Genomic DNA, 16926 nt, shown 5'->3' with positions numbered 1-16926 from the left:
GAAGCAATCCAGACTGTTTCCGAGGACGGATTCTGGATTGCTTCGCTGCGCTCGCAATGACGAGGCGAGAGATCTTACGCCGGCGTCAGCTTCGCGACTTCCGGCTTCATGTCATCCAGCACGCCTGAGATCGCGGCGATCAGCTCGTCGATCTGGGCCTTGGTGACGATCAGCGGCGGACAGATGGCGATGGCATCCAGCATGTTGCGGGAGATCACGCCGCGCTCCTGGAGCATGCGGCTGGCCATGCCGCCGACGGCGCCGGGCGTCGCCGCGGCCGTCTTGCGGCCCTTGTCGAGCACGAGCTCGATCGCCGCGATCATGCCGACGCCGCGGACCTCGCCGACCAGCGGATGGCTGGTGAGCTCGCGCAGCTTGCCCTGCATATAGCCGCCGAGCTCGGCGGCATGCGCGACCAGGCCGCGCTCCTCGATGATCTTGAGGTTTTCCAGCGCAATCGCCGACCCGACAGGATGGCCGCCGGCGGTGTAGCCATGGCCGAGCACGCCGATCCTGTTGCTCTCGTCCGCGATCGGCTCGAACATGCGCTCGTTCATGATGATTGCCGACAGTGGGAAATAGCTCGACGTGATCTGCTTGGATACGACCATCACGTCCGGCTTGATGCCGAACGTCTCGCAGCCGAACATCTTGCCGGTGCGGCCAAAGCCGCAGATCACCTCGTCGGCGACCAGCAGGATGTCGTATTTCTTCAGGACCGCCTGGATCTTCTCCCAATAGGTCGCCGGCGGCACGACCACGCCGCCCGCGCCCATCACCGGCTCGCCGAAGAAGGCCGCGATCGTCTCAGGCCCCTCCTTCTGGATCAGCGCATCGAGCTCCTCGGCCCGCCGGGTCGCGAAGGCCTCCTCGCTCTCGCCGGGCGCGCCGTCCTTGTAGAAATGCGGCGAGCCCGTGTGAAGGATGTTCGGCAGCGGCAGGTCGAAAGAGCGGTGGTTGTTCGGCAGGCCGGTGAGGCTGGCGGATGCAATCGTGACGCCGTGATAGCCACGGATGCGGCTGATGATCTTCTTGCGCTGGGGCTGACCGAGCGAATTCGAACGATAGGCGATCAGCTTGAGAACGGTGTCGTTCGCCTCGGAGCCGGAATTGGTGAAGAACACCTTGCTCATCGGCACCGGCGCCAGCGCCACCAGCTTCTCGGCGAGATCGATCGAGGGGCCGTGCGATTTAGCGGAGAAGGTGTGATAGAACGGCAGCGCCTGCATCTGCTTGTGCGCAGCCTCGACCAGCCGCTTCTCGCTGAAGCCGAGCCCGACGCTCCACAGACCCGCCATCGCCTCGAAATAGCGCTTGCCCGACGCGTCGAACACGTAGGGTCCCTCGCCCCGCTCGATCACCAGGGGACCAGCCTGCTGGTGCGCGCGCGCGTTGGTGTACGAATGGAGCTGGTAGGCCACATCGCGGGCTTCTTGCGAATTAGGCAGCATGGACATTTGCGAGCATCCCTCAGGTCGTCACGTCGCAGGCACAGCCGGCGCATTCACGTGATTATCAGGTCACTTGGCTATTGCGACGCGGCAAAACTTGCAACGTCAATTCATGGGCGACAAGCGCTCAGCAGCGATGCACAAAGCCGCATGCAGATGGCCGGCACATTTGGCGGCTCTCAAGCCGCGCCGTCGTCATTCCCGTCGCCGACTGCGGCTGCCGCTGCGGCTTCCTTCACCTCCACGAGCGCCATCGACAGCAGATAGACCGTCGTCGGCAAGCCGGCGCGGCGGGCGGTCTCGGCGGCACGCGACAAATCGCTCGCCAGCTCCCTGAGCTGCTCTCCCCGTGACAATGTCCCGCCCACCCATCTGCCAGTCGCGGCGGCTTACACCGCGACGGCGCCGCTGGTTCTGATCAGGTCGGCGCTGGGATGGATTGTAGCAAAGTTCGCGATGACATTCACTACCGCATCCCTGTACGCGGCCGCATCGCCCGTAGCAGGCTGCCGGCAGGCCACGGCATCGCCGATCACCTGGTAGCGATGGCTGCGGTGAAATCCGTCGACGGCGGTGGCGAGAATGGTCTCGTCCAGCGAAAAGCCGATCAGAATGCAGCGCACGCTGCGGATGTTGGACATGTAGTCCACGAACCGCGACGCGCTGTAGGCCGAGGGCAGCGGGTGCTCGAACGTCATCTCTCCCGGCTGCGGCTTCGCTTCCGCGATCCAGTCGGTCAACCTGGATGCCGGATTGAACCAGGCCGCCTGGGCGATGCGCTTCAAATGCATCACCGGCCAGAGATTGGCGCGCCACAGCGCCAGGAGTTCCAGGCAGCGCACCGTGGCCGCCTCGCCATCGAGGATGACGTGGCGGCGCCCGGGGGTCAGATATTCGACCTGGAGATCCGCGCAGATCAGGATCGGCGGGTCGTCTTGGATGGAGGCCAGCATTGTCTTGCGCGGAGCTGCACCAGTTTCAACGATCGGCGAGTGCGAGGTCCCGTAGCGGCGAGGTCACCGACCGCCCCGCCGATGCGTCGAGCACGCCCGGCCGGTCCCAATCGCCCTCGGGACGAATGATCACATAGGGATCGCTGTCCAGCGTGATGGCGTCCGGCCCCGGCTCGATCTCCAGCAGCATCTCCGTGTAGGAGAAATCGGAGAAGGTGATCTTGCGGTTGTGGCCGAGCGGCTTGGCGCCGAAATGAGCCCAGAAATCGACCAGCCGGTCCTGCGCCTGGCCGTAGATCTTGCGGAAGCCCTTGCGCTTCACATAGTCCACGCTCGCCTGGACCAGCTTGAACGAGATGCGCGAGCGCCGGTACTGGTGCCGCACCGCAAGCCGCTCCACCTTGGCGAAATCGCCGAAGAAGCGCACCCGCAGGCAGCCCGCGGGCTCGTTGCCGATGTAACCGATGAAATGCGCGGCGACCATGTCGTTGCCGTCGAACTCCTCGTCGAACGGGCAATCCTGCTCGGCAAGATAGACCGCGGAACGAATGGCGGTGACCAGCATGAGATCGCTGGGATCGCGCGCCAGGCGAACGGTGATGGCGCGGGAGTCGGGCTTCGCGAGAGGAATCCTAGTGCCGTGCATCTGCATAGCTCCTTGCTTGAATGATCGCGCCCGGCATGCGCATTGGCCGCCGATGCCACGGGCGCTCGTAACACCACAGGTCCGGCTGAAAGCTCGCGATGGGCTCGAAGCCCGTCGCCTTCATGATCTCGCGTCCGGCCACCGTTGCCGGCTGCGCATAGCAATCCGCGTCGCGAAATCTTATCTGACGCAGATGCGCCGAGGCCTTGCCGAGACCGGCGATCCCGCGGCCCGTCGCCGCGATCGCCCAGATGTAGATTGCGGAGACGTCCTGGTCGGCCGATGCGAGATAGCGCGTCTGCGGCGCCGTCAGGCAGATCTCGTCGAGCAGCAGCGCGTCGTGTCCGAGATCGTTGAGAAACAGGAAGGCCATCCCGCCGAGCAGACGGCCCTTTCGGCTGAAGGTCAGGAGGCACTGGGGATCGAAGGCGAAATAACGTTCGAGCTCCGCAGCCCCGATCTGCACGCCCGGCACCAGCCGGTGCGCCATCCCGGCCAGTTCAGCGATTTCGGAAAATTGCGCAACTCGGACATCGACGTCCGGGCTCAGCGGAAGGGCGTCGAAATCATGCCTTGCGGCAAACGAGCCCCTTTCCATACTCATGTCGTCCCTCTATCGTTTGGGGGTTTTACGTGCCGCCATGGCGAGAAGCTTAGCGGCTGGAGATCAGGAGTATGCAGCAAGTATTGCACCGGGGTGCTGCAATGATGCAGCACCATGAAGAAGCGCTAAATGCGTCATGGGACGATTTGAAACTGTTTTTAGCCTGCGCAAAATTTAAAAGTTTTCGTAACGCCGCCGAAGAGCTCGGACTGACTTCCACCACCCTGATGCGCAGGATCGACCGGCTCGAGGAGAGCATCGGATGCAAGCTGTTCCTGCGCGACCAGAGCGGACTCACGCTCAGCGACGAAGGCACCGCGATGATCGCCGACGTCGCGCATATGGAACGCCATGCCTTCAACGTCTTCCGGCGCGCCTCGCGCGCGTCGAACGACACGTCGGGCACCGTGCGCGTCGCGGTGACGGAAGGCCCCGGCAATTTCTGGATCCTGCCGCGGCTGATCGACTTCCAGAAGACCTACCGCAAGATCACCGTCGATCTGCGCTGCGCGATGGAGCAGGCCGACGTCGCGCGACTGGAATCCGACATCGCGATCCAGCTCGAGCCACCGACCAATCCCGACCTGATCGTCGCCAAGCTCGGCCGCCTCCACATCTACCCCTTCGTCTCCAAGGAGTATGAGAGCCTCTACGGCGTGCCGGCGACGCTCGCGGAATTGAAGAACCACCGCATCATCAAGCAGAGCGCGCCGCAGGTCGACGACAGTGCCTATGCCCGCGTGCTCGGGTTGAAGTCACTCGAGGGCATCGTCGGGATCAAGACCAACTCTTCGGTCGGCGCACTCTATGCGGTGGAGCGCGGCGCCGGCATCGGCTTCCTGCCGACCGTGTCGATCGCACTCGGCGTGCCGCTGATCGCCGTCGATCTCGGCGTCAGCCATCACGCCGATCTCTGGCTCACCTATCACAAGGAATTTCGCTCCTCCGAGCGCCACAAGATCGTGGTCGACTGGCTGAAGAAGATCTTCGATCCCAAGACCTATCCCTGCTTCCGCGACGAGTTCATTCATCCAAACGCGCTGGTGCCGATGATGACGGCTGCGCGCGAGGGTTTTGGATTGACGGGTTATGCCGCGGCGACGCCGACCTGAACGCAGACTTCATCTGAGCGTGATCTTATCGGAAAACCGCTGCACGCTTTTCCGGATCATGCCTGCGTGTCACCACCGGTATTCGAAGCCGACCGTGCCCTGGTGCGAGGTCAGCTCGTTGCGGAACTTGCCGTCGTAGTTGACGTAGAACCGCGCGGTGCTGGTGAGGCTGAGCGAGGCCGAGGCCCCAGTATCCATGCCGTAACGGCTCTCGCCGATACCTGGCACGACGATGTTCTGGGCCCCCAGGCTGACCTGCACCGTTCCCAGCTCCTGGTGGAAATTGTCGACGAACTTGCCGTAGGCGGACAGGTCCAGGATCTTCTGGTCAAAGATGAAGTAGCGCCCGATCTCCGCGCCGATCATCATGCGCGCGCGCGACAGCGCGGTCGAGCCGACGTTGAGGGGATCGAGTCCTCCAGCCTCCTGGAACGCGGCGCTGGTGGCGCGCACATACTCCAGCGCGCCCTTTGGCACGACGCGCATCTGGTCCTGGGTCCAGTAATAGCTGATCTCGGTCAGCGCGCCGTCGACCGCGGCGCGATAGCCGGCGGTCGCAAGGCCAAGGCCGGTGTCCCGGCTGGAGCGGACCTTGCCGAAACCGTGCACGACCGCAAAGGCCCAGGTCCACGGCCCCTTGTCCACCGAGCCGTTGAAGCCGATCTGCGTCAGGTCGAGCGTTGCCGACTGGAGCGCCAGTGGCACGTCGATGTCGGTATGGCTCTGGTCGACGGAGAAGCCGAGATTGACGCCGGGGGCGACCCGAGCGCCAAAACCGGCGACGCCGCCGAACGTCTTGCGCTTGTCGCCGACGAAATCGCCCTGCGCATCGGTACGGACCGAGATGCCATAGCCTTCGAACCAGGACCGGTAGCGCGGATCTTCCGTGGTCGCGGACGCACCGCCGCCGCCGGGATTGGTGCGGAATGCCCGGCCGACGCCGCTGGAGGCCTGGTTAGCGAGCCGCTCCAGGAAATTCGAGCCGAGATCGAGCGCGCTGTTGCCGGCCGATTGGTCGACATTGGTCGAGGTCGGCGTTGGGATCGGAGTCGGAGTCGGAGTCGGAGTGGGCGTCGGGCTCTGCGCGAAGCCGGATGTCGCCGCACACATCGTCACGACGAACACGACAGCCGTCATGACAAGGCGGACGCGTTCCAGCCCGATCGTCTGCCGTATCCCGGAGGGCTGCGAGGTGCAGCGCATGACGGTGAATCCCGAAGCAAAATGGCGGCGCGCAAAAATGCAACACGATGCTGCGGCGCCCTGCTGCGATTTGTGCCGAACTGCCACTAAGGGTCAACCTGTGGGCATGTCATCGCCGAGGCTATTGCCCTGATTGTGGTTCCGTTGCCACAGGTCGCAAATTGCGCGCGGGGACATCCGAGCCGGGCTTGAAAACCGCACGCGACTTGCTAACGCGCGCTTTTCATGTTGCAATATTGGACACAATCGGAATTGGCCGCTCGGCTGTGCGTTTCGCGACATTGAGACTCGAACAGACTTCCGGAAGCCCGTTTGTGGCGTGGCACGCGAAAAGCGGCCGCGTCGTTTTTGTATCCAGCGGAGGAGACTGAGGATGCCGCAAAAGGGCACCGTCAAATGGTTCAACCCGACCAAGGGCTATGGGTTCATCAAGCCGAACGGCAGCGACAAGGACGTGTTCGTCCACATCTCCGCCGTCGAACGGGCCGGACTTTCGACCCTCAACGAAAACCAGGTGGTTGAATACGACCTCGTGGAGAACCGCGGCAAAGCGTCCGCGGAAAACCTCAAGGTCTCCTGATTTCTCTCAAAGCTACGCGCGAGAGATCGTGACGTTGCCCCCGGCTCTGCCGGGGGATTTTGTTTTGGCCGCCTTTTCCATCCGATTCGACTTATGTAAATCTCCGGTTATATTACCGGTTATTACTCTGGGCCGAGCCGTGGCAACGAAATCCCAGCGAAAGGCAACGAGGACCCACAGGCGCCGCGCCGCCGCGCGTGGTCTGGTGCGGGTTGAAGTCCAAGCCGCCAGGAAGGACGCGAGCCTCATCCGTCCCTTGGCGGAAACCCTGCGCGACGAGCCCGAAAGAGCCGCCGCACTTCGATCGACACTCGCCAGCGCCCTCGTAAATCCTGACGTCAAGACAGCCTTCGACGTCTTTGGCTCCGAACTTCCCGATGAAGCCTTCGAGGGTGTGTTCGATCAACCGCGGCGTGACGGCTGGCGAGAGGTCGACTTGTGAAATTTCTGGTCGATACCAACGTCATTTCCGAAATACGCAAGCGCGAGCGCGCCGACTCAAACGTCATTGATTGGGTTAATCGGACACCCGCAGAGGATATTGGAACGAGCGTCCTGGTCCTCGCCGAAATTCGCCGAGGCATTGAACTAAAAAGGCGAAGCGATCCGCTCCAGGCAAAATCTCTCGACCGGTGGTTTTCGCAGATGAGGGCCCGACTTGCCGATCGGGTTCTTCCCATCGATGAGACCATCGCCGAGACCTGGGCACTCCTCGGAATTCCCAATCCGCTGCCGCTCATTGACAGTCTTCTCGCCGCCACAGCCAAGGTCCACGGCCTGACATTGGTGACGCGCAAAATTGCCGACATTGAAGCGACCGGCGTGGCACTGCTCGATCCGTTTGCAACGCTGTAAGCGAGATCTTGTCCGAGCCGTCTTGAAACTTATCCGGTTTGCAGGAGCGGAAACAGACGAAGGTTTCCGCATTTTCGGATATGTTCGCAACGGCGCGCCGGCCAACTGTATTGAATAACCGCTGTGACTGCTTCAGCCCACCACCGGCGCGACCAGAAAATTCTCCGACGCCGCGCTGCCCGCCGTCTTGCAGACATCGCCCTCGATCCGGACCTTGCCGGTGGCCAGTAGCCGCAGCGCTTCCGGATAGATGCGATGCTCGACTTCCAGGATGCGCTCCGACAGCGTCTCCCCCGTGTCGTGATCGCCGACGGGGACCGCGCCCTGCATCACGATCGGGCCGGCATCGGTCTCGGGGATGACGAAGTGCACTGTCGCGCCAGACAGTTTCACGCCGGCGCGCAAGGCTTGGCCATGCGGATCGAGACCGGGGAACGACGGCAGCAGCGACGGGTGGATGTTGAGCATCCGCCCGTACCAGGCTCTCGTGAACTCGGCCGTGAACAGGCGCATGAAGCCGCCCAGACAGATCAGCTCGATGCCGTGCTGGTCGAGGGCGGCCTGCAATACCTTTTCGAAACCGGCGCGGTCCTTGCCGAACGGCTTGCTCTCGATCACCAGCGTGTTGACGCCGGCTGCTTTGGCCCGTTCGAGCCCGGGCGCATCGGGCTTGTTCGAGATGACGAGCGAGATCTCGGCCGGAAAATCGGCGGCGGCGGCGGCCCTGATCAGGGCGGACATGTTGGAGCCGCGGCCCGAAATCAGGATGGCGACGCGGCGCTTCATCACAGCGCCAGATCGAGGTGGCCGTTATAGACGACGCGGTGCTCGCCCTCGGCCGGGATCACGGTGCCGAGTTGCGCCACGGTCTCGCCGGCATCGGTGAAGACCCGCACGACCTCGTCGATCTTGTCCGGCTCGACGATCGCAATCATTCCGATGCCGCAGTTGAAGGTGCGCAACAGTTCGAGTTCGGCAATGCCGCCCTGCGCGGCCAGCCATTTGAACACCGGCAGCACCGGCAGGCGCGCGAGGTCGATGCCGACGCCGAGATCCTTCGGCAGCACGCGCGGAATGTTGTCGGTGAAGCCGCCGCCGGTGATGTGGGCGAGCCCCTTCACCGCGCCGGTCTCGCGGATCGCGCGCAGGCAGGATTTGACATAGAGCCTGGTCGGCGCCAGCAGCGCGCCGCCGAGCGTCATGACCGGCGCAAACGGCGCCTGCGCCTCGAAGCCGAGGCCCGACTGCTCGACGATCTTGCGCACCAGCGAGAAGCCGTTGGAGTGCACGCCCGACGAGGCGAGGCCGATCACGGCATCGCCCGCGGCGATGTCCTTGCGCGGCAGCAGCGTGCCGCGCTCGGCGGCGCCGACGGCAAAGCCGCCGAGATCGTAGTCGCCGTCCTTGTAGAGGCCCGGCATCTCGGCGGTCTCGCCGCCGATCAGCGCGCAGCCGGATTCGCGGCAGCCTTCGGCAACGCCGGCGACGATCGAGGCGGTCGCCTCCGGATCGAGCTTGCCGCAGGCAAAATAGTCCAGGAAGAACAGCGGCTCGGCGCCCTGCACCACGAGGTCGTTGACGCTCATGGCGACGAGGTCGATACCGATCCCGCCGTGCAGGCCGGTCTCGATCGCGATCTTCACCTTGGTGCCGACGCCGTCGGTGGCGGCGACGAGGATGGGGTCCTTGAACCCGGCCGCCTTGAGGTCGAACAGGCCGCCGAAACCGCCGATCTCGGCGTCGGCGCCGGGCCGTGCGGTGGCGCGCACCATCGGCTTGATCAGGTCGACCAGGCGATTGCCCGCATCGATATCGACGCCTGAATCGGCGTAAGTGAGGCCGTTTTTGCGGTCGGTCATGCCCGATTTCCAGTGGGTTTGCGGCTGGTTACGTCGAATTCCGGGGACGCGCAATGGCTCGCATGGCGCCCCGCCCTATACTATGTAGATATCAACCGGTTCAGCCTCCCCAAGAGGCGGGATTCGAGGTCAGGCCGGGTGCCGGGAAGCGCCGTGTGAGTATTCCGAATATCATTACCCTGGGCCGCATCATGCTGGTCCCGATCATCGTCTGGGCCATCGTGTCGAGCCAAATGGAAGTGGCGTTCGCCGTGTTCCTGATCGCCGGCATCAGCGATGCCGTCGACGGGTTCCTGGCCAAGCGCTTCAACATGACGAGCGAGCTTGGCGCCCTGCTCGACCCGCTCGCCGACAAGGCGCTGCTGGTCTCGATCTACCTGGCGCTCGGCATCTGGGGCGACATCCCGCGCTGGATCGTCATCCTGGTGGTGTCGCGCGACATCATGATCGTCACCGCGGTGATCGTCTCGTGGCTGTTCGACAAGCCGGTCGAGATGAAGCCTTCGAAAGTGTCGAAGCTCAACACCGCGGCCCAGGTCGCCTACGCGGCCCTGGTGCTGGCCGCCCTCGCCTTCGGATTCAACGCGGCGCCCTATGATATGATCCTGATGGGCCTCGTGACGGTCTTCACACTGTCCTCGGTGTCGCTGTACCTCGTCGAGTGGCTGCGGCACATGAGCACGATCGACGCCAAGTAGCATCATTGGGGCCAAATGAACCGGGAGGCGGCCCCGCAAAAGGCCAACTCCCGCTCGATACGTCGAACCCCTTCAAACCAAGCCGGCGCGCCGGCACGGAGCACAGCAAGCGTGGCAGGCCGCGTTCACCCCCGACAATTGGCGTTCGCGCTTCCGCATGCGGAAAGCCTTAGCCGGGACAATTTCCTCGAAGGCCCGGCCAACGCCGCCGGTCTTGCCCTCGTCGACGCCTGGCCCGAATGGCCGAACCGGATCATGTGGCTGGCCGGGCCGGAAGGCAGCGGCAAGAGCCATCTCGCCGCGATCTGGGCCGAGGATTCCGGTGCCCGCTCGACCGCAGCCGACGGGCTGACCGCCGAAGCCGTTCCGGGCGCGCTCGCCACCGGCGCACTGGTGGTCGAGGATCTCAAGGCCGGGACGTTCGACGAGCGCGCCTTGTTCCACCTCATGAACCTCGCCCGCGAGGACGGTGCCTATGTCCTTCTCACCGGACGCGAGGCGCCGTCATCGCTTCAGATCGAGCTGCGCGACCTGCGCTCGCGGCTGCGCGCGGTGCCTGTCATCTCGCTGCTGCCGCCCGATGACCAGCTTTTCCGCGGCCTGATCGTCAAATTCTGCGCCGATCGCCAGCTCGCGGTGGACGAGAGCGTGGTCAGCTACCTCGCCACCCGCCTGGAGCGATCCTCGGCGGCCGCCCGGCGGGCCGTGGAGCTGCTCGACAGCGAGGCCCTGCGGCTCGGCCGCCCCGTCACAAGGGCGCTGGCCGCCGAGCTGCTCCGGGACGCCTGACCTGATCGTCCGACCTATGACCGCTTGACGCGGCGAGGCGGCGGAACATCAATGTCATCGAAACGTCATCGGACTAACACATGCTCCCGCCGGTTTTGCGCATGTGTCGCAAATTGGGGCGAACTGGATGGACCGACTTCTCATGGACTCCGCGCAAACTGTTGAAAACAAAGAAAAAGCCACGGAGACTGAGAGCCTGCCGGCGATCGCGTCGAGCCCTGAGCGATTCATCAATCGCGAGCTGTCCTGGCTGCATTTCAACCGCCGCGTCCTCGAGGAATCGGTCAACCCCAGTCATCCCGTGCTGGAGCGGGTGCGGTTCCTGTCGATTTCAGCGAATAACCTCGACGAGTTCTTCATGGTTCGCGTCGCCGGCATCAAGGCTCAGATCCGCGAGGGCATTGCCGAACGCGCCCCCGACGGCCTGACCCCGTCCGAGCAGCTCGCGCTGATCAACCGAACCGTCTCGCAGCTTGCCTCCGACCAGCAGGCGATCTGGGCCGACCTGCGCGGCACGCTCGCCGATGTCGGCATCATCCTGGTCGACGGCAAGGACGCCACCAAGGCGGAGCGGAGCTGGATCGAGGACTATTTCCTCAACAACGTGTTCCCGCTGCTGACGCCGCTCGCGATCGACCCGGCCCACCCCTTCCCGTTCATTCCGAGCCTCGGCTTCACCATCGCGCTGCAGCTGAAGCGCGCCGCCGACGGCAGACAGATGAATGCGCTGATCCGCATGCCCGGCAAGATCGACCGCTTCATCCGCCTGCCGACCGAGGGCAAGGTGCGCCTGATCTCGCTGGAGCAGGCGACCGGCCTCTTCATCAACCGGCTCTTCCCCGGCTATAACCTCCACGGCCTGGGCGCCTTCCGCATCATCCGCGACTCCGAGCTCGAAATCGAGGAGGAGGCCGAGGACCTCGTCCGCCTGTTCGAGACCGCGCTCAAGCGCCGCCGACGCGGTTCGGTGATCCGGCTCGAGATCGACGCCAAGATGCCGGAGCAGCTGCGCAACTTCGTCCAGCATGCGCTCTCGACGGCCGACGACGAGGTGTTCCTGGTCGACGGCGTGCTCGCGATGAACGAGCTCTCGCAGCTCACCCGGCTCGACCGCCCTGACCTCGAATTCACCCCTTACGTGCCGCGCCATCCCGAGCGCGTGCGCGAGCATGGCGGCGACATTTTTGCCGCGATCCGGCAGAAGGACCTCGTCGTCCATCATCCCTACGAATCCTTCGACGTGGTGGTGCAGTTCCTGCAGCAGGCCGCACGCGACCCCGACGTCGTCGCGATCAAGCAGACGCTCTACCGCACCTCCAACAACTCGCCGATCGTGCGCACGCTCGCGGAGGCCGCCGAAGCCGGCAAGTCCGTCACCGCGCTGATCGAGCTGAAGGCGCGCTTCGACGAGGAGGCCAACATCCGCTGGGCGCGCGACCTGGAACGCGCCGGCGTGCAGGTCGTCTACGGCTTCCTCGAATTGAAGACGCACGCCAAGCTCTCGATGGTGGTGCGCCGCGAGGGCGGCAGCCTCACGACCTACGTCCACACCGGCACCGGCAATTACCACCCTGTGACCGCGCGCATCTACACCGACCTCTCCTATTTTACCTCGGACCCGACCATCGGCCGCGACGCCGCGCGCGTGTTCAACTTCATCACCGGCTACGCCGCGCCGAGCGATCTGGAAAAGATGGCGGTGTCGCCGCTGACCTTGCGCAAGCGCATCATCGAGCACATCCAGGGCGAGACCGCGCACGCCAAGCACGGCCGTCCGGGCGCGGTCTGGATGAAGATGAATGCGCTGGTCGACCCCGACATCATCGACGCGCTCTACGAGGCCTCGCAGGCCGGCGTTCAGGTCGAGCTCGTGGTGCGCGGCATCTGTTGCCTGCGGCCCGGCATTCCCGGTCTGTCTGAGAACATCCGCGTCAAGTCGATCATCGGTCGCTTCCTGGAACACGGCCGAATCTACTGCTTCGGCATGGGCCAGGGCCTGCCGGGCGCCAAAGCGGCTGTGTATATCTCCTCGGCCGACATGATGCCGCGCAACCTCGACCGCCGCGTCGAGGTGCTGTGTCCGCTGCAGAATCCCACGGTGCATCAGCAGGTTCTCGAACAGATCATGGTCGCGAATCTGAAGGACAATGAGCAGAGCTGGCAATTGTTGCCCGACGGGTCCTCAACGCGTATGAAGGCCGCGAAGGGCGAGGAGCCTTTCAACGTCCACAACTACTTCATGACAAATCCGAGTCTGTCTGGCCGTGGAAAGTCGCTCAAGGAATCCTCGCCGCGTCGTCTCACGCGCCGTAATGAACGTCATCAATCCTGATCCGGGATCGCTGACGTGAAGCGGCCGCGCAAGCGCGGCTCAAGCGTCGCCGTCATCGATATCGGTTCCAACTCGGTCCGTCTCGTCGTCTACGAGGGACTGGCGCGGAGCCTGATTCCGATCTTCAACGAGAAGACGCTGTGCGGCCTCGGGCGCGAGGTGCAGAGCACGGGCCTGCTTGCGCCCGACGCCGTCGACAAGGCGCTGACCTCGCTGAAGCGCTTCCGCGCGCTGTGCCGGGTGATGCAGGTCGGGCGCGTGTTCGCGATAGCCACCGCGGCCTGCCGCGACGCCTCCAACGGCCCGGACTTCATCGCGAAGGCAGAGCGCATCTGCGCCGTGAAGATCGAGATCCTGTCGGGCCCGCGCGAGGCGCGGCTGTCGGCGCTCGGCGTCATCTCCGGCATCCATCATCCCGACGGCATCGTCGGCGATCTCGGCGGCGGTTCGCTCGAGCTGATCGACGTGCGCAGGAACAGCGTGCGCAGCGGCGTGACGCTGCCGCTCGGCGGCCTCGCGCTGCAGGACCTGGCGCACAAATCGCTCAAGCGCGCCGACCGCATCGTGCGCGAGGAGCTCGACGAGGTGCCGCAGCTCAGCGCTGGCCACGGCCGCACCTTCTACGCCGTCGGCGGCACCTGGCGCGCGCTCGCGCGCATCCACATCCTCCAGAGCGGCTATCCGCTCCAGGTGATGCACGGCTACTCGATTTCGGCTGCCGAGGCGCTCGACTTCTCGCGCCGGCTTCGCCGACTTGCGGCCACCGGCATGCTCGCCGACATCGAGGTCGTCGCCGACGCACGCCGCCCGCTCCTCACCTATGCTGCGCTGGTGCTCGAGCACATCATCCGGGTCGCGAAACCGAAGACCATCGTGTTCTCGACCTTCGGCGTGCGCGAAGGGCTGCTGCACGAGAAGCTGCCGGAGTCCGAGCGCAACAAGGACGGTTTGATCTGCGCGGCCGAAGAACTCAACCAGTTGCTGTCGCGCTCGGCCAAGCACGCCCGCGAGCTGATCGCCTGGACCGATCGCCTCGCGCGCGTGGTGAAGCTGCGAGAAACCGACGAGGACCGCCGGCTGCGCCACGCGGCCTGCCTGCTCTCCGACATCGGCTGGCGCGTGCATCCAGACCATCGCGGCGAGCAGACGCTGAGCCTCGTCGTCAACGGCAATTTCGGCGCGATCACCCACACCGAGCGCGCCTTCGTCGGCCTGTCTGTGTTCTACCGCTATGCTGGCCTGAGCGAGGAAAATCAGCCGCCGCTGTCGACCCAGGAGCTGCTGACGCCGGCCCAGCTCGAACGCGCCCGTCTCCTGGGCGCAGCGTTCCGCGTCGCGCACCTGATTTCGGCCGCACGCCCGGGCGTGCTGCCCGCCACGCATTTTCGTACCCAGGGCCGCAATCTGATGCTGGTGTTCGAGCACCGGCTCGGCGACCTCGTCGCCGACCGGGTCGGCAGCCGTTTCAAGCAGCTCGCCCGGTTGATCGGCCGCGCAGGCTCGATCGTCCGGCGCTAGAAAATTACTCCGCTGACGCCTTGGCGTGGCGCTCGGAGGATTCGAGCGCGGCCTGGCTCAGGCTGCGCCGGCGCCAGATGGTGCCGACGACCAGCACGACGACGACGCCGAGGGCCGCGCAGAGATATTCTGCAGCAGGCCCGGCGTGGGCAAATTGCGGCGGGATCCGCAGCACGGCCAGCGCCGAGTCGAGCGATGCCCCGACGGGACCCGCGAACACCGTGTGCAGTTTCGGCTCGATGCCGGGGTCGGTCGCGATCACCTCGCCGGCGACCCATCCGAGCAGCGCCGCGCCGGCCCAGACCAGGACCGGCAGTTTCGCGAGCAGCGCCATGATCAGCGCAGCACCGGCGACGATCAGGGGAACGCTGATGGCAAGACCGAGGATCAAAAGCGGCACGCTGCCGTTGGCCGCGGCGGCGACCGCGATGACGTTATCGAGGCTCATGACGATGTCGGCGACGACGACGATCTGCACCGCCTGCCAGAGATGAGAGGCCGACTCGACGTCGTCCTCGTCCTCGTTCTCCGGAACCAGCAGCTTCGCCGCGATCACGATCAGCGCGAGACCGCCGACGAGCTTGAGATAGGGAAGCTCCATCAGGCTCGCGACGATGCCGGTGAAGATGATCCGCAGCAGCACGGCGGCGCCGGCACCGAAGATCATGCCCCACAGCCGATGCCGCGGCTTGAGGCCGCGGCAGGCGAGCGCGATCACCAGCGCATTGTCGCCGGATAGCAGGATGTTGATCCAGATGATCTTACCGACCGCAATCCAGAAGGTCGGTTCGGCCATCTCGTTGCGAAACTGGGTGAAGAATGCCCCGATCGTTGCGGGATCGAAGACCTGCCAGAGCCAGTTCACAATCAGTCCTTTCGCACCGTAACTTTAACCTGCCGGCTGACGGATCAGCCGACGATCTCGTTCCCGGCGAAGAACTGCGCGATCTCGATCGCGGCGGTCTCCGGCGCATCCGAGCCGTGAGCGGAATTCTCGCCGATCGACTTTGCGTAGAGCTTGCGGATGGTGCCGTCGGCCGCCTTGGACGGATCGGTCGCGCCCATCGCGTCGCGGTACTTGGCGACGGCGCCCTCGCCTTCGAGGACCTGCACGACCACCGGGCCCGAGGTCATGAACTCGACGAGCTCGCCGAAGAACGGCCGCGCCTTGTGGACGGCGTAGAAGGTCTCGGCCTGCTGCTTGGTCATGAGGATGCGCTTCTGCGCGACGATTCGCAGGCCCGCCTTTTCGATCACGGCGTTGACCGCGCCGGTCAGGTTACGCGCGGTCGCATCGGGCTTGATGATCGAGAAAGTGCGTTCGATGGCCATAATCTTGTCCTTGAGGAGAAAGCGGTGGTTCGGAGTTGCCGGGCTTATATCGGCGCTGCCGCGATACGGCAAGCGAGGCCCGAAACGGCTCTCACAGGCGCTTCGCCGCAGGCTGCCCCCAGCCCGGGCTTGGATTACCGAGATTTCACCCAGATGAACCCAATCTGAAGGCTCCGTTCAGGACTTGGTTCAGCCCCAAGGGCGTAAGGTCGGACCTATCGAAGCCAAAGCCTCCTCCCGAGGCAGACCGTTTCGAAAGGCCTTTCCATCGACGCGATAGCCTCGCGCCGGCAGTTCCCAGGAGATCACCATGTTGAGGAAACTTTCGCTCGCCGCAGTTGCCGCGCTCGCGCTGGGCGCCGCGCTGGCACCGACCTCCGCCTCCGCTCACTGGCACGGCGGCGGCTGGCATGGCGGCGGCTGGCATGGCGGCGGCTGGGGCCACGCCCATGGCTGGGGCGGCCCGCGCTTTTATGCCCGCGGCCCCGTCGTCTCCTACGGTTACGGCGGCTGCTATGTGCGCCGGCTGGTCCCGACCCCCTGGGGACCCCGCTGGCGGATGATCAACCGCTGCTACTGAGCCCGACAGCACCTTTCTAAAATACCTTCCAGAGGTACCTTTGCCCCAAGGTGCCTTCCAAGCGAAGCCCCGGCGTTCCCCTGCGCCGGGGCTTTGTATTTGCAACGATACGACGAATTCATGCAATTTTTACGAGAATGCCCGGCAACCCCGCGAGTGGCGAAACCATTTTGGGGGTCAAGGACTTGGTACCGTGTCATTAATCTGCAAACACGGAACCCCACAATGGCTGGCCTTCTTGCCAATGACAGCGACCAGATCGACCGGCGTACCAGCCGCTCGATCTGCGATGCCGTGGGCGAACGGCTCCAGCAGCGCCTGCGCCCCGACCCCCGGCTCCCGACCCATCTCGAGCAGCTCCTAGACGAGTTGAAGAAGTGCGACCGCGATCTCGCACTGATTTGAGACACACTG

General features: G+C 64.6%; 20 protein-coding genes. 10 read left to right on the top strand and 10 right to left on the bottom strand.

The features are described from left to right. Positions 1–74: 74 nt before the first annotated feature. The 5 genes from ACQ86E_RS28945 to ACQ86E_RS28925 form a co-directional block, all read right to left on the bottom strand. On the bottom strand, positions 75–1457 hold the full coding sequence (locus tag ACQ86E_RS28945; RefSeq protein ID WP_431202880.1) for an aspartate aminotransferase family protein: 1383 nt from the start codon (positions 1455–1457) through the stop codon (positions 75–77). 173 nt (positions 1458–1630) lie between these two features. Then, entirely contained in the window at positions 1631–1768 is a 138-nt protein-coding gene (locus tag ACQ86E_RS28940) for a hypothetical protein (RefSeq protein ID WP_431206653.1), read from the bottom strand. Positions 1769–1840: 72 nt separating this feature from the next. Continuing rightward, positions 1841–2404, bottom strand: a complete 564-nt coding sequence (locus ACQ86E_RS28935; RefSeq protein WP_431202879.1) for an isochorismatase family protein — start codon at positions 2402–2404, stop codon at positions 1841–1843. A gap of 25 nt (positions 2405–2429) precedes the next feature. Next, on the bottom strand, positions 2430–3050 hold the full coding sequence (locus tag ACQ86E_RS28930; protein WP_151641989.1) for a GNAT family N-acetyltransferase: 621 nt from the start codon (positions 3048–3050) through the stop codon (positions 2430–2432). Continuing rightward, positions 3037–3654 carry a hypothetical protein gene (locus tag ACQ86E_RS28925; protein ID WP_431202878.1) on the bottom strand — a complete coding sequence of 206 codons (618 nt, stop codon included), beginning with the start codon at positions 3652–3654 and terminating at the stop codon, positions 3037–3039. The genes ACQ86E_RS28930 and ACQ86E_RS28925 overlap by 14 nt, the downstream gene beginning before the upstream one ends. Positions 3655–3725: 71 nt before the next feature. Between ACQ86E_RS28925 and ACQ86E_RS28920 the strand changes: the two genes are divergently transcribed. Next, positions 3726–4766, top strand: a complete 1041-nt coding sequence (locus ACQ86E_RS28920) for a LysR family transcriptional regulator (RefSeq protein ID WP_431202877.1) — start codon at positions 3726–3728, stop codon at positions 4764–4766. Between the two features lie 69 nt (positions 4767–4835). Here the strand turns inward: ACQ86E_RS28920 and ACQ86E_RS28915 are convergent, their stop codons facing one another. Then, complete coding sequence (locus tag ACQ86E_RS28915) at positions 4836–5969, bottom strand: autotransporter outer membrane beta-barrel domain-containing protein (protein WP_431202876.1); 1134 nt, start codon at positions 5967–5969, stop codon at positions 4836–4838. 373 nt (positions 5970–6342) lie between these two features. Between ACQ86E_RS28915 and ACQ86E_RS28910 the strand changes: the two genes are divergently transcribed. The 3 genes from ACQ86E_RS28910 to ACQ86E_RS28900 all read left to right on the top strand — a co-directional run bounded on the left by ACQ86E_RS28910 (position 6343) and on the right by ACQ86E_RS28900 (position 7404). Next, positions 6343–6549 carry a cold-shock protein gene (locus tag ACQ86E_RS28910; protein WP_007591938.1) on the top strand — a complete coding sequence of 69 codons (207 nt, stop codon included), beginning with the start codon at positions 6343–6345 and terminating at the stop codon, positions 6547–6549. Between the two features lie 256 nt (positions 6550–6805). Beyond that, positions 6806–6991, top strand: coding sequence for a hypothetical protein (locus ACQ86E_RS28905; RefSeq protein WP_431202875.1), 186 nt, complete (start codon positions 6806–6808; stop codon positions 6989–6991). Further along, positions 6988–7404 (top strand): type II toxin-antitoxin system VapC family toxin, encoded by a 417-nt coding sequence (locus ACQ86E_RS28900; protein ID WP_431202874.1) that lies wholly within the window; start codon positions 6988–6990, stop codon positions 7402–7404. The genes ACQ86E_RS28905 and ACQ86E_RS28900 overlap by 4 nt, the downstream gene beginning before the upstream one ends. A 132-nt stretch (positions 7405–7536) precedes the next feature. Here the strand turns inward: ACQ86E_RS28900 and purN are convergent, their stop codons facing one another. Next, positions 7537–8190 (bottom strand): phosphoribosylglycinamide formyltransferase, encoded by a 654-nt coding sequence (gene purN / locus ACQ86E_RS28895; RefSeq protein WP_431202873.1) that lies wholly within the window; start codon positions 8188–8190, stop codon positions 7537–7539. Then, positions 8190–9263: a phosphoribosylformylglycinamidine cyclo-ligase gene (purM, locus tag ACQ86E_RS28890; protein ID WP_431202872.1), complete on the bottom strand. Its 1074-nt coding sequence runs from the start codon at positions 9261–9263 to the stop codon at positions 8190–8192. The genes purN and purM overlap by 1 nt, the downstream gene beginning before the upstream one ends. A 155-nt stretch (positions 9264–9418) precedes the next feature. On the opposite strand from purM, the gene ACQ86E_RS28885 reads away from it, so the two are divergent. The 4 genes from ACQ86E_RS28885 to ppx all read left to right on the top strand — a co-directional run bounded on the left by ACQ86E_RS28885 (position 9419) and on the right by ppx (position 14600). Continuing rightward, positions 9419–9961, top strand: coding sequence for a CDP-alcohol phosphatidyltransferase family protein (locus ACQ86E_RS28885; protein ID WP_151641994.1), 543 nt, complete (start codon positions 9419–9421; stop codon positions 9959–9961). Between the two features lie 111 nt (positions 9962–10072). Beyond that, positions 10073–10750, top strand: a complete 678-nt coding sequence (locus ACQ86E_RS28880) for a chromosomal replication initiator DnaA (protein ID WP_431202871.1) — start codon at positions 10073–10075, stop codon at positions 10748–10750. 142 nt (positions 10751–10892) lie between these two features. Further along, positions 10893–13082 carry an RNA degradosome polyphosphate kinase gene (locus tag ACQ86E_RS28875; protein WP_431206586.1) on the top strand — a complete coding sequence of 730 codons (2190 nt, stop codon included), beginning with the start codon at positions 10893–10895 and terminating at the stop codon, positions 13080–13082. A 15-nt stretch (positions 13083–13097) separates the two neighbouring features. After that, positions 13098–14600: an exopolyphosphatase gene (gene ppx / locus ACQ86E_RS28870; protein WP_431202870.1), complete on the top strand. Its 1503-nt coding sequence runs from the start codon at positions 13098–13100 to the stop codon at positions 14598–14600. Positions 14601–14604: 4 nt separating this feature from the next. Here the strand turns inward: ppx and ACQ86E_RS28865 are convergent, their stop codons facing one another. After that, a complete protein-coding gene (locus tag ACQ86E_RS28865; RefSeq protein ID WP_431202869.1) occupies positions 14605–15465 on the bottom strand; it encodes a TerC family protein in 861 nt (286 codons plus the stop codon). A 44-nt stretch (positions 15466–15509) separates the two neighbouring features. Next, positions 15510–15932, bottom strand: coding sequence for a nucleoside-diphosphate kinase (ndk, locus tag ACQ86E_RS28860; protein ID WP_431202868.1), 423 nt, complete (start codon positions 15930–15932; stop codon positions 15510–15512). A 310-nt stretch (positions 15933–16242) separates the two neighbouring features. Between ndk and ACQ86E_RS28855 the strand changes: the two genes are divergently transcribed. Beyond that, the gene (locus tag ACQ86E_RS28855) at positions 16243–16512 is read left to right on the top strand and encodes a sulfur globule protein precursor (RefSeq protein ID WP_431202867.1); all 270 of its coding nucleotides are present in this window, start codon (positions 16243–16245) and stop codon (positions 16510–16512) included. Positions 16513–16737: 225 nt separating this feature from the next. Then, positions 16738–16917, top strand: a complete 180-nt coding sequence (locus ACQ86E_RS28850; protein WP_431202866.1) for a hypothetical protein — start codon at positions 16738–16740, stop codon at positions 16915–16917. Positions 16918–16926 lie beyond the last annotated feature (9 nt).

It is taken from the genome of Bradyrhizobium betae, assembly GCF_050632175.1.
GTDB classification, from domain to species: Bacteria; Pseudomonadota; Alphaproteobacteria; order Rhizobiales; family Xanthobacteraceae; genus Bradyrhizobium; species Bradyrhizobium betae_B.
This window is presented reverse-complemented; position numbering and strand designations above follow the sequence as displayed.

Bases quoted from the DNA above. Each gene is read 5' to 3' on its own strand.
- ACQ86E_RS28945 (WP_431202880.1), bottom strand. From the start codon at position 1,457: ATGTCCATGCTGCCTAATTCGCAAGAAGCCCGCGATGTGGCCTACCAG.
- ACQ86E_RS28935 (WP_431202879.1), bottom strand. From the start codon at position 2,404: ATGCTGGCCTCCATCCAAGACGACCCGCCGATCCTGATCTGCGCGGAT.
- ACQ86E_RS28930 (WP_151641989.1), bottom strand. From the start codon at position 3,050: ATGCACGGCACTAGGATTCCTCTCGCGAAGCCCGACTCCCGCGCCATC.
- ACQ86E_RS28925 (WP_431202878.1), bottom strand. From the start codon at position 3,654: ATGAGTATGGAAAGGGGCTCGTTTGCCGCAAGGCATGATTTCGACGCC.
- ACQ86E_RS28920 (WP_431202877.1), top strand. From the start codon at position 3,726: ATGCAGCAAGTATTGCACCGGGGTGCTGCAATGATGCAGCACCATGAA.
- ACQ86E_RS28915 (WP_431202876.1), bottom strand. From the start codon at position 5,969: ATGCGCTGCACCTCGCAGCCCTCCGGGATACGGCAGACGATCGGGCTG.
- ACQ86E_RS28910 (WP_007591938.1), top strand. From the start codon at position 6,343: ATGCCGCAAAAGGGCACCGTCAAATGGTTCAACCCGACCAAGGGCTAT.
- purN (WP_431202873.1), bottom strand. From the start codon at position 8,190: ATGAAGCGCCGCGTCGCCATCCTGATTTCGGGCCGCGGCTCCAACATG.
- purM (WP_431202872.1), bottom strand. From the start codon at position 9,263: ATGACCGACCGCAAAAACGGCCTCACTTACGCCGATTCAGGCGTCGAT.
- ACQ86E_RS28875 (WP_431206586.1), top strand. From the start codon at position 10,893: ATGGACTCCGCGCAAACTGTTGAAAACAAAGAAAAAGCCACGGAGACT.
- ndk (WP_431202868.1), bottom strand. From the start codon at position 15,932: ATGGCCATCGAACGCACTTTCTCGATCATCAAGCCCGATGCGACCGCG.
- ACQ86E_RS28855 (WP_431202867.1), top strand. From the start codon at position 16,243: ATGTTGAGGAAACTTTCGCTCGCCGCAGTTGCCGCGCTCGCGCTGGGC.
- ACQ86E_RS28850 (WP_431202866.1), top strand. From the start codon at position 16,738: ATGGCTGGCCTTCTTGCCAATGACAGCGACCAGATCGACCGGCGTACC.